The sequence below is a fragment of the Xylanibacter ruminicola genome (assembly GCF_900107775.1).
Lineage (GTDB): Bacteria > Bacteroidota > Bacteroidia > Bacteroidales > Bacteroidaceae > Prevotella > Prevotella ruminicola_C.
The window spans coordinates 808,199-820,963 of sequence record NZ_FNRF01000001.1 but is presented as its reverse complement, the minus strand read 5'-3'; the positions used below and the strand labels follow the sequence as shown (position 1 = coordinate 820,963).

Sequence of the window (12,765 nt, the reverse complement as noted above, 5' to 3'; positions counted from 1 at the left end):
AAAATTAAAAGATTAAAAAATTAAATTAGCAGCAGCCAAGGCTGGGAGCGCAACCAAATGCGAAAGCCAGAACTACTACCAGGAACATAAGCATGAGCACGGTAACGTAAATGTTGCCAATGCACATCCAGCGCTTGAGCCAGATCTTACCGCTAACACCCAGAGTCTGCATAGCACTCCAGAAACCGTGTGAGAGGTGGAACCAGATAGCTACAAGCCATACGATGTAGATAACTACGAATACAGGATTTGAGAATGTCTCCTTAATCCAACCGAAACCATCTGTTGGGCTGATGGCAGGCATAGCGCCAACGAGCTCGGCAAACATCATGTTGTACCAGAAGTTCCAGAGGTGGATGAGCAAGCCAATGCAGATGATGAGACCCAGAACGAGCATGTTCTTTGAAGCCCACTCTACTTTGCCGGCCTTAACCTCGGTAGCTACCTCGTAGCGGCTCTCGCCGCGAGCGGTACGGTTCTGCGCAGTCAGGATGAATGCGTACACAATGTGAAGCACTGCCAAGGCAGCCAGACCCATGGTTGCTACAACAGCATACCAGTTGGCACCCAGGAATTCGCAAATCATGTTGTAACCCTCTTCCGAGAATAGCGCTACCATGTTCATGCAACCGTGGAAGGTGAGGAACAGAATAAGCGCAATACCCGTAACGGACATTACAACTTTTCTACCAATTGATGAATTGAATAACCACATAAGTTGTTGAGTTTTAATGAATTATTGAATGTTATATACTTACTTGTTAGTACGTGCTCTCGTGATTAGGGGACAAAGATAGTCAAAAATAGCGATATATACAAGTGTTTTCGCGAAAAAATACGTATTTTTTGTAATTTGTGCGTTTTTCGTGTAGTTTTTAGTATCTTTGCCACGTCTAAAGGGTAAAAGTTATAAAAACAGATGAGACAATGAACGCATTAGAAAAGCAGTTTGCGCAAACCGCAGCAGAACACAAAAGCACCATCTACACCGTGTGCTACATGTTCTCGCAAGATGCCGACGAGGTGAACGACCTGTTCCAGGAGGTACTAGTGAATCTATGGAAAGGTTTCGAGAGCTTTGAGCATCGCAGTGACATCAAGACGTGGATTTACCGCGTGGCGCTGAACACCTGTATCTCGATTGACAGAAAGAAGCGCCGCCAGGCCACCGAACGCCTAACCATGGACATCAACCTGTTTGAAGACCGCGACGAGGACACACGCCAGGTGGACATGCTCCACAAGCGTATCTCCAAGCTCCAGCCATTCGACCGCGCGATTGTCCTGCTCTGGCTCGAAAACCTCAGCTACGAGGAAATCGGACAGATTGTAGGTATCACTACTAAAAACGTCAGCGTACGTCTGTTTAGAATCCGCGAACAGTTAAAACAAATGTCGAACGATTAAAAATTACCCATTATGAACAACGAGAATTTTGATTTAGAGAATATGCGTGAGCAGATGAACACGCTGAAGAATAAGCTGGATAAGCAAATGATTATAAACGACCGCTTTATCCGCCAGTCGATGAACAAAACCGCCAGCAACATCAGTCGCCGATACAATGTGATTATGGCACTAAGCGTATTCATGATACCTTATGGCTACTGGGTGTTTGTAAAATTATGTGGTTTCTCTCTCGCCTTCTGGATTGCAACAAGTATTTTCATGCTGGTTTGCGGTGGCGCTACGTATTACAATAGTCGCAACGTGAACGATGCCAACCTGATGCGTAGCAACCTGATTGAGACCAGTAGAAAGATGGCACGCGCCAAGAAGTTCGAGGCCAACTGGCTCTTCTTTGGTATTCCTGCTGTTATCCTATGGTTCGGCTGGTTTATGTACAACATGTACACACAGAATGGCGACGCCCTGCACGAAGGCATTTTCTGGGGAGGTTGCGTCGGAGGACTGATTGGAGCCATCCTGGGCATCCGCATACACGTAAAAACCCAGCGCCAGTACCAGGAAATCATTGATACCATCGAGGATATCACCGCCGAAAACTAAGATAATTGTTCTGAGTCCTGCGATAAATATTCGCTAGGCAGCACACCGAACTCTTTCTTGAAGCACTTGGTAAAATACTTAGGCGTATTGAATCCAACGGCCATGGAGAGTTCGGTCATTTTTATGTTCGGCTTCTGACGGAGAATGCGACAGGCCTCTTTCAGTCGGATGCTGTTGATAAAGGCAGTAACATTCTCGCCTGTCAGGGCACGCAGCTTGTTATAGAGGGTAGATGACGACACACACATATCGCTGGCAAACTGCTCACGATCGTAGTCGGCATCATCAATATGCTGTTTCACACAATCGATGGCTTTCTGCAGGAACAGCTCGTCGGGCGATGAGTGTTGCTGCTCCTCAACCTCGAGCACCTTACGGGCACCCTCACGCTCAGCCTTGCCGCTTGGCTTATTGATAAACTGCTTCATCACCATCATCTCGCGGTAGTGCAACAGTTCGCTCACACGCTGCTGCAGACGGGCACGGCGATTAACACGGGCTTTATACCACTCTTTTACGCCATAGGCAGCGGCCAGAAGCAGCACCAGGTAAATGAGATACGCCCACCAGGTGCGATACCATGGCGGCAGCACACGTACTACAATAGCGTAAGGCATTTCAACCAGTCGACCGTAACTATCTACAGCACGCAACTTCAGATGGTAGGTCCCCGAGGGCAGGTTCTGGTAGGTTGCCACTCGGTTCTGGGCATCGGTATCATGCCAGTCGTTGTCGTAACCCTCTAAGTAATAAGCATATCGGCACTGTTCCTGATTCTGATAAGTGAGCAATGCAAACTCTACCGAGAACTTACGGGCATCCGATGGAATGGTGATTTTTTGCGTAAAGAAGGGCTGATCGGCCGATATTCTTTGACGGTGCAAAGAATCCTGCCAAAGGTAAGGTCTATCGTCAATCATAAGTTCGGTAACCACCAACGATGGCGAGGCACCCTGCTGCCAGCGTTCTATCTCGGCAGCATCGAACGAGAAGAAACCCTTGGCACTGCCATAGAAGAGTTCCTTACCATAGCTGAAAGCACCGTTCGACGAGAAGCTGATAGCCTCGATACCATCCTCCATATTGTAGTACGTGGTTGAGCCTTGCTCATTCGACGAGGCAAAACGTACCAATCCTTTATCGGTTGAAAGCCAAATACGACCGTTGCTGTCGCCCTGGATAGAGTAGATGCTACCCGTACCAATGTAATAACGATGGTTTACGGGCTCAAAAACATCGGTTTCATCGTTATATTGGAAGAAATCGCCGCTATTAGAAATGGCCCATAACTGGTGGTTGGCATCCTCGTACACTGCCGTAACCTCATCAATAGGATAATTGTTGGCAACAGGAGCGTACTGGTGATAGGTAAACGACTTAGGATCGTCGAACCTTCCGGTGATGCGGATAATACCCTGTCCCTCGGTGGCTATCCACAAGCGATGACGATGATCTTCGGATATGGATAAAACATGACAATTACTAAAATCGCGTTTACCTTCGGACATCTTCAGCAAACGTCCTTTATTCTCACTAAACGCAATACCAAGACCATTATTCTGGCCCACCAGCACTGCGCCACCGGTTAATGCATGAAAAGCATTTACTTCGCTATCGCCAATAAACGGTGAGTTACTACGCACTAACAGACGTGCTGGTTCGCCCTCTTTCCAAATCACAACCCCTCGCGAGCTAGCCAGCCATATACTGCCATCGAGGCGCTCGATCATATCAGAGATAGTTTGTACGTATATGCCCTGCTGACCAGTCTCGTTCTCCAGTCCGGGAATATGGTTATTGTACAGCACCTGACCGGCCTGGCGGTCGTAAAGGGCCAGTCCGTAAGGCTGCAGACCTAACCAGAAACGGTTACCATCGGTAGTAAACACCTTCTGAATACGGTTTACAGGCAACTCCAATCCAGCGGGATCCAGATGATAGAAATGGAAAGGCGACGGTTTGGTGCTCAGGTGCACGATACCGTTGTTTCGGGTAAGTGCCCACAGGTTGCCCATGCCATCTGTCACCATATCGTAGCAGAAGGTGAGTATCGGATAGTTCTCAACCTCGGCCTCATTATCCAGATCTACACGGGTAAGTCCCTCGATACAACAACCCCACACAGCATGGCTAACGGAATCTTCAACCAGTCGGTGGAACGTACGGAAATCGGCCCTACCCTCGTTCATCTTATGCATGCCCGGTGCCGCCTCGTTTTCGGGATGATCCAGACGCACAATACCATGCTCCCAGGTACCAATCCACAAACGACCGCGACTATCCATCAACATGGTCTGAGCGGTATTACGCGCACTTAACGGTGGATAGCTTACCATCTTACCGGTTTTCTTGTTCAGGCGCAGCAAACCACCCTCCCACGTACCAATATACAGATTACCACGGGCATCCTCGGCAAACGAAATCACGCCAGCTGAGAGGTTAATATCGATGAAATCGTCGGTTTTTGCATTGTATCGCGACACGCCGGCATTGGTTCCAGCCCATACTGTACCGTTTTTATCTGTATATAAGGCATTAATCAGACGGGCCTGATCGCCACGCAGATGGTACGTTTTAAAAGAACCACGACGACGGTCGAAACGGGCCAGCCCATCGCGGGTGCCTATCCAAAGACCATCGTGCTGGTCTTCGGTCATCGAACGTACATAGTTATTAGGCAGGATGCCAGGGGTATAAGCGTTGTTGCGGTAGGTTTTGAAACTGTAACCATCGAACGAGCGCAAGCCCTGATCGGTACCTACCCACATCATGCCATAATGGTCGAACATGAGTTTTCGTGCCTCCTCGATGCCCTGAACAGGTGTCTGCGACATAATTCTGAGCGACACGGGGCATGCCATGGACATCTGCCCAAGCACAAAAACTGTTATCAGTAAGGATATTACACGCCTCATTAGTTAGTTGCAATTACGGTTGCAAAGATACAAAACTTTTGCGAATCATCAAAGAAAATCGCAAAAATAACAATTTGTTCCCCCTAAATAACGATGTTGGGACGTTGATATAAATCAATTATCGTACCTTTGCACCTGCAAAACCAAACACTAACTTGTAAGAAAATGAAGAAAGTACTGTTCATTGCATCACTATTGCTGGCCTTTGTGGCTCAGACCGATGCCAAAGCCAAGAAAGCGCTCACCGAAAAGGATATGGGTGCCTATCTGTTTACGTATTTCAACGATCCAACCCACTCGCTGTTTATGGCCATCAGCTACGATGGCTACACGTTTACGGCTGTTAACAATGGCGAGCCCATTATTGCCGGTGACTCTATCGCCGACCAGCGAGGCATACGCGACCCTCATATCTACCGTGCTCCCAATGGCAAATTCTACATTGCCATGACCGACCTGCATGTGTTTGGCAAGGAGATGGGATTGCGCGCCACCCAGTGGGAACGCCCCGACGAGTTTGGCTGGGGTAACAACCGTGGACTGGTGCTGATGGCCAGCGACGACCTGATACACTGGACCCACCACGAGGCACGTATAGATAAACTGTTCCCCGAGAAGTTCGGTAAGATTGGTTGTGCCTGGGCACCTCAGACCATCTGGGATCCTGCCGTGGGCAAGCCTATGGTTTACTTTACCATCAGACAACACGCGGGCGGGCGCACAAAACTATACTATAGTTACGCCAACGAGGAGTTTACAACACTTGAAACCGAGCCCCAGCTGCTGTTTGAGTATCCCGACGATAAGATTCAGGTACTGGATGCCGATATCTGTCCCATGCCCGACGGTCGTTACTTTATGAGCTATGTGGCTCAGGAGAATCCTGGCGGCATCAAGTACATGATTAGCGACAAAATTAACCATTTCAACGATTATCACGCCGAGCAGATCGACGGCGAGGACCGTGGTTGCGAGGCGCCAAACGTATGGAAGCGCATCGGACAGAAGAAATGGGTAGTGATGTACGATATCTACAGCGTGAACCCTCATAACTTCGGATTTGTAGAGACCAGCGACTTCAAGACCTTCAAGCCTCTGGGCCGTTTTAACGAGGGTGTGATGAAGGCAGCCAACTTCTCGTCGCCCAAGCACGGTAGCGTGATTCATATCACCAAGGCCGAGGCCAAGCGTATCGAAAACTACTGGAACAACCAGCAGAAGAAAGCCAAGATGATCCGCTCGGGTGAGATCTGGCCCGATGCCAGCGGCCGTCATATCAACGCCCATGGCGGTGGTATCATGAAGTATGGCGACACCTACTACTGGTTTGGCGAGAACAAGTGCGACACCACCTCATCGGCTATGATTGGTGTGCAGTGCTACTCATCGAAAGACCTGATGAACTGGCAGAACCGTGGCGTTGCCCTCTACGTGAGCGACGACCGCCGCAGCGATATTACCCGCGGTTGTGTGCTGGAGCGCCCCAAGGTTATATATAATAAGGTAACCAAGAAATTCTGCATGTGGTTCCACCTGGAGCTGAAAGGCAAGGGCTACAGCGCTGCCCGCTACGGTGTAGCAGTAAGCGACAAACCCGAAGGACCTTATAAGTTTCTGTACTCGCAGCGTGCCAACGCAGGCACCTACCCTGTAGAGTTCGGACAGCAGGAACTGGCAACACTCGACACCCTGAATGCCGACAACTTCAAGAAATGGTGGACACCCACCTGGATGGAGGCTATCAAGCAGGGACTGTTCCTGAAGCGCGACTTCGGCACAGGTCAGATGGCTCGCGATATGACACTTTATGTAGATGATGATGGCAAAGCCTATCACATCTTCTCATCGGAGGATAACCTGACGCTGCACATTGCCGAGCTGACAGGCGACTACCTGCATCACACAGGCCGTTACACCCGTGTGGCTCCTGGCGGCCAGAACGAGGCACCAGCCATCTTTAAGAAGGATGGTACCTACTGGATGATAACCTCGGGCTGCACCGGTTGGGCTCCAAACGAGGCACGCATGTTCTCGGCACCCAGCATCTGGGGACCTTGGACTCAGCACCCCACACCTTGTGTAGGCCCGAAGGCCGAAATCACCTTCGAAGGACAGTCGACCTATATCCTGCCCTACGGCAAAGGTTTTATCTTTATGGCCGACATCTGGCGACCCAAGCATCCAAGTGATGCCCGTTACATCTGGTTGCCTATCGAATTTGAGAACGGGAAACCCGTCATCAGGTGGCGCGATGCGTGGAATCTTAGTGAATTAGGGGAAAATTAACGATTTGTTCCCCTAAATTCACGCATTTTAACCCTTGATTTATATCAACCTTCGTATCTTTGCACCCAAAAATTCGAACCTATCCCAGAGAAGGAAGAACTATTCAATTATTAACAATTATAATAAACTTAAAACATTAACAAATGAAGTATGCTAATTTAACAAATCCATCCCGCAAACTATGTTTTGTGATGGCGTTGGCAGCAGGAATGATTACTTTCCCAATGTCAGCAATGGCAGAACCTGCAGTTCAGGCTACGCAGCAAAGCGGAGTTGTGAAAGGTCAGGTTGTTGAGAAGAACGGCGAACCAGTCATTGGTGCAACCGTAAAAGTAAAAAATGCCGAGAAAGCAGGAACAGTTACCGATTTCGATGGAAACTTTGAATTAAAAGGCATCCCATCTAATGGTACTATTATTGTATCATATGTCGGTTTCAAAACCAAAGAGGTAGCCTACAGAAATGGTCAGACTCTTAACATTACAATCGAAGAAGACGCAGAAACCCTTCAGGAAGTAGTAGTTGTAGGTTATGGTACTATGCGTAAGAAGGACCTGACTGGTTCGGTAGTACAGATCGACCCTAGCAAGATTGCCGACCAGAACCCTGGTAGTGTACAGGATCTGCTTCGTGGCACACCTGGCTTACAGATTGGTTTCGATTCATCAGCCAAGGGTTCAGGTGCCAGCATCCAGCTCCGTGGACAGAACTCTCTTTACACATTAGGTTCGCACAACTCTCCACTGATTATTCTCGATGGTATGCAGTTCGCAGGTGAGCTCTCTGAAATAAACCCCGACGACATTGAGCAAATCGACGTTCTGAAGGATGCCTCATCTGCAGCCATCTATGGTGCAAAAGCCGCAAGTGGTGTTATCATCATTACTACCAAGAAGGGTAAGCAGGGTAAACCTATTATTAATGTAAGCATGAACCTGGCAGCCAACTCAAAGGCAGCATATCGCGACGTATTCAGCGCCAGTGAGTATATGACCTACCGCGAGGACTGGTATAAGGCTCAGACATATGGTTATCGCGAGGATGGCACATGGGGCTATTATGGCAAAGACAGCGGTATCCCTACTGGTTATTATGATAACTTCAACAATATCAGTCAATATGGTATTTCGCAGGACCAGTGGGCCAGCAACGGTCCAAAGACATTGCAGGCAGGCGAGTCGATGCTGAGCCTCTATGCACGTCGTATGGGCTTTGACGCTGATGCGGCCCTCGTTATGGAGAACTTCCTGGCAGGTAAGACTTACAACTGGGAGGATGCTACCTTCCGTACTGGTTTCAATCAGGATTACAATGCTAGCATCTCTGGTGCAACAGATAATGTTAACTACTACTTAGGTTTTGGTTACCTGAAGAATCAGGGTGCTATCCAGGGTGACAATTACCATGCATATCGCGCAAACATGAAGTTGAACGCTAAGATTACCGACTGGTTGGAAGTTGGTGCCAACGTAAACTTCCAGGATCGTAGCGATGAATCTCAGGCAGTTCCCCTTGGCAGCAACTACTGGGACGACAACCAGTTGCGTGAGTCGCCTTATGCTTCACGTTACGACGAAAATGGTAACGAGATGCAGTACCCACGTACCGGCAACCCAACTAACGGAGGTTATAACTACCACTTCAATCAGCAGTATATTGGTCTGGAGAAGGGTTACACCGTACTGAACACTATCTTTAATGCTAAGGTAACCCTGCCATTCGGTATCACCTATCAGTTTAATATTGCTCCACGTTACCAGTGGTTCTATGATCGCTATCACATGTCGGCAGAACTGCCAAACAGCGACCCTGCTACTCGCGGTGTAAACCGTAACTCTTCAAAGACATTCAACTGGAACTTGAACAATACACTGACATGGGATCGCACATTTGCCGACCTTCATCATGTTACTGTTACTTTAGTTCAGGAAGCAGAAGAGAATCGTTATTGGAGCGATAATATCTCAGCACGCAACATCACCCCTACAGATGTTCTTGGTTTCCACTATATTTCTGGTGCCAATAAAGAGCAGAGTTCGTTCTCTACCAACGATACCCACTATACAGCATCGGCTTATCTGGGTCGTGTATTCTATGGATTCATGGATCGCTATATGATTACCGCTACTGTACGTCGCGATGGTTATTCTGCATTCGGACAGAACAATCCATGGGCTAACTTCTGGTCATTAGGTACTAGCTGGATTCTCTCGGAGGAGAAGTTCGCTCAGGATTGGAAATGGTTGGATATGGCTAAGGTTCGTTTGAGCTATGGTACAAATGGTAACCGTTCGCTTAGCGACACTTATCTGGCTCTTTCTAACTTGTCGAATGGCGGCTTGTATGCTTATTACAAGTACGGTTCAACATCACAAGAAGTGCTGAATGCATTGAGCGTTAACCGTCTGGGTAATCCTAACCTGGAATGGGAAAAGACCTCATCGTGGAACTTCGGTCTCGACTTTGCCGTACTTAACAAGCGCCTCTCTGGTAGCGTTGACTTCTACCACAAGAAGACTCACGATATGATCATGGATCAGCGCCTGCCTAACTTCACCGGTTTCGGCAGCATCACAACAAACCTCGGTGAGGTTACCAATACTGGTTTCGAAATTACACTGAACTCAAGAAATATTGACACTAAAGACTTCAAGTGGAGCACCTCACTCGGATTCTCTTACAATAAGAATAAGATCAAGCATCTTTACTATGAGTATGACGAGGACGGCAAGGAAATGGACGATACCAGTAATGGTTGGTTCATCGGTAAACCTATCGGCGAAATCTGGTACTGGAAGACCGATGGCATTTGGCAGGCTGACGAAGCCGAGCAGGCTGCTCTGGTAAACCAGAAGCCTGGTGATCCAAAGGTTGTTAACGTATATACTGAAGACGATAAGATTCTGGAAGATGGTACTCGTGTTCCTGTTTATAATGACAAGGATCGCGTATATCATGGCACCACTCAGCCACCAATCTATTGGAATATGCGCAATGACTTCCAGTATAAGGATTTCACATTCTCTTTCTCAATGTACAGCTACATGGGTCATAAGAGCCGCGCTGGCTACTGGTTGAATGGCGACAACTCTGGTTCTATGTTTACACAGACTTGTAATACTTACAAGAAAGAATACTGGACACCAGAAAACCCAACCAACGACTACGCACGCTTGAATGCCGTAGGTCCTTCAGGAGTGACCGGTATTGAGAAGGTGTACAATCGCAGTTTTGTACGTCTTGACAATGTCACACTCGGCTATACCATCCCACGCGACATTACAAATAAGTGGGGTATCCAGCGCGTACACGTAACTGCTGGTATCAACAATGTATTTACTATCGACAGTTGGGAATATGGCGATCCTGAAACAGGAGGCTTTGCTAATCGCCAGTTCCAGTTCGGTCTTAATGTTACACTTTAATAAATCATCATCATATGAATATCAAAAAGAACAATATACTTCGCGGAGGACTCATGTTAGCCCTTGCGGGAACCATGGTAGGATGTTCGGACGGCTTCCTGGAGCAGGATCCATTGTCATTCTATGAACCGGCTACTACCTACAGCACAGAGGCTGGTCTGCAGGCAGCTCTGGCACAGTGCGACAAACAGTTGAAAACCTATCGTATCGATGGTAACTGGAACAACGTTGGTATCTTTACCAACTACCTGATGTCGGATGTTGGTATGTATGCCAAAACAGATATGGGAGGTGGTTTCCAAGATAACTTCGATGCTAAACTCACCCCAACATCTGGTATGGCAGGCGGTGGTGACGGCAACTATATGCAGCGTTTCTGGGATCAGGGATTCAGTATGGTAAAATATGCCAATACCATTCTTTCGTACATTGATCAAGTAAAAGGTCTAGACGATGCTACTCGTGATGCCTATAAAGGTCGCGCTTACTTCCATCGTGCATACGCTTACTACAACCTGGCTTTGCAGTTCGGCGATATTCCTTTGGTAACGAAACTGATTAGTGTGCCTAAGCGCAACTATACATCAAGCAGCAAGGAAGCTATCTTCAAGATGCTGGTACACGATTTGGAATTTGCTGTACAGCATGTTCCTGCACAAGCCAAAATGTCATATGTAGGTCAGGTAAATCAGGAAGGCTGCATGCATCTGCTGATTAAGTGCTACCTCGTAGTAGGCGAATATGCAAAGGCTGAAGCTATGGCCACCGATCTGATTAACAACCACGGTTTAAAGCTGATGACCGAGAACTTTGGTACATGGCAGCCCTCTGGCGCCGAGAACACTTGGAAGGTAACACGTAACGTAGTTTGGGATTTGCACCGCACACCCAACATCGCCGATCCTGCCAACAAGGAGACCATCATGATGATATCTAACTCGAACGACCAGGACTTCACGACCTATAATGTGATGCGTGCCTGCTTTGCTCACTGGAGCAATGGTATCATCCGCGATCCTCACGGACTGGCTGGTCCTGGTAAGAACATTGCCCGTAGCAACTGGGAGTACAACGACACTCTTGACTGGGTACGTGCTGCCGGACGTGGTATTGCTGTGAACCGTACATCGTACTATTACAACAAGACCATCTGGAACTACGACGGTGAGACCGACTGGCAGGACCTGCGCCACAACCGTAAGGTGGGTAACTGGATGGAGATGGAAGACTTTAAGTACAACAACAAGAGCTCAGACTGTTACGGCCAGAACTATCAGCTTTATGCTACCGAGGATTATGCAGATCCTTCAGATCCCTCAAAGATTCTCGTACACAAGGGCGATATCCTCTGCTCTGACACCATCCGTAGCTGGTATCCTACTCCATTGTATCAGCTCTACATCCTTGATACTCCAAACGAAAACCAAACTGGTGCCAACCAGTTCCAGGGTGCATCAGGTAAGGGTGCCAATGGCGATATGTACCTGTTCCGTCTGGCCGAGACTTATCTGCTACGTGCAGAGGCTCGTTTCTATCAGGGCAACGCCTCAGGCGCTGCTGAAGACGTGAATGCCATTCGTAAGCGTGCCAACGCCAAGAAGATGTACACCACAGTTACTATCGGCGACATTATGTCGGAGCGAGCACGCGAGCTCTATCTCGAAGAGTTCCGCCAGGCAGAGATGGTACGTGTAAGCTGGTGTCTGGCTCGTAGTGGCAAGCCCGATGAGTGGGGCAACACCTACGATCTGAATACTTGGGATAAGCAGGAAGGTACCGACCTGAACGGTGGTAGCTACTGGTATCGTCGCTGTGTTAACTACAACGTATTCAACCACGACTATGGTAAGGGTCAGCAGGGTAACCAGACCTTCGAGTACAAGATTAACAAGCACAACTTGTTCTGGCCAGTTCCTAACTCGGCTATTACCGCCAACAACAAGGGTACACTTCGTCAGAACTATGGCTACGACGGCTATAATGAGAACATCCCCATGTTTACCAACTGGGAGGACGCTGTTGCCGATGAAGAATCTGCAGATTAAAAGATTGTTCATACATATTAAGGTAATTTGTTAGTATTTCTAAGGTGAAGGGGCGGCCTATAATCCTTTAGGCTGCCCCTTTTA

7 protein-coding genes are annotated in these 12,765 nt (G+C 48.1%); 5 read left to right on the top strand and 2 right to left on the bottom strand.

Annotated features, from left to right (window positions below; genetic code table 11):
- Positions 1 to 25 precede the first annotated feature (25 nt).
- Positions 26 to 715 carry a succinate dehydrogenase/fumarate reductase cytochrome b subunit gene (locus BLU97_RS03065; protein WP_013063578.1) on the bottom strand — a complete coding sequence of 230 codons (690 nt, stop codon included), beginning with the start codon at positions 713 to 715 and terminating at the stop codon, positions 26 to 28.
- A gap of 212 nt (positions 716 to 927) precedes the next feature.
- Here BLU97_RS03065 and BLU97_RS03060 point away from each other — a divergent pair, with 212 nt between their 5' ends.
- Both BLU97_RS03060 and BLU97_RS03055 read left to right on the top strand, forming a co-directional pair.
- On the top strand, positions 928 to 1,407 hold the full coding sequence (locus BLU97_RS03060; RefSeq protein ID WP_074760197.1) for an RNA polymerase sigma factor: 480 nt from the start codon (positions 928 to 930) through the stop codon (positions 1,405 to 1,407).
- 12 nt (positions 1,408 to 1,419) lie between these two features.
- Positions 1,420 to 2,010, top strand: a complete 591-nt coding sequence (locus BLU97_RS03055; RefSeq protein WP_074760196.1) for a hypothetical protein — start codon at positions 1,420 to 1,422, stop codon at positions 2,008 to 2,010.
- Here the strand turns inward: BLU97_RS03055 and BLU97_RS03050 are convergent.
- Positions 2,007 to 4,844, bottom strand: a complete 2,838-nt coding sequence (locus BLU97_RS03050) for a two-component regulator propeller domain-containing protein (protein ID WP_074760195.1) — start codon at positions 4,842 to 4,844, stop codon at positions 2,007 to 2,009. The two genes, BLU97_RS03055 and BLU97_RS03050, sit on opposite strands and share 4 nt — an antisense overlap.
- 1,200 nt (positions 4,845 to 6,044) lie before the next feature.
- On the opposite strand from BLU97_RS03050, the gene BLU97_RS16165 reads away from it, so the two are divergent.
- The 3 genes from BLU97_RS16165 (at position 6,045) to BLU97_RS03035 (ending at position 12,681) form a co-directional block, all read left to right on the top strand.
- Positions 6,045 to 7,211 (top strand): glycoside hydrolase family 43 protein, encoded by a 1,167-nt coding sequence (locus BLU97_RS16165; protein ID WP_410543900.1) that lies wholly within the window; start codon positions 6,045 to 6,047, stop codon positions 7,209 to 7,211.
- Positions 7,212 to 7,354: 143 nt separating this feature from the next.
- Complete coding sequence (locus BLU97_RS03040; RefSeq protein WP_074760194.1) at positions 7,355 to 10,636, top strand: SusC/RagA family TonB-linked outer membrane protein; 3,282 nt, start codon at positions 7,355 to 7,357, stop codon at positions 10,634 to 10,636.
- 14 nt (positions 10,637 to 10,650) lie between these two features.
- Positions 10,651 to 12,681 (top strand): RagB/SusD family nutrient uptake outer membrane protein, encoded by a 2,031-nt coding sequence (locus BLU97_RS03035; RefSeq protein WP_074760193.1) that lies wholly within the window; start codon positions 10,651 to 10,653, stop codon positions 12,679 to 12,681.
- Positions 12,682 to 12,765: the final 84 nt, after the last annotated feature.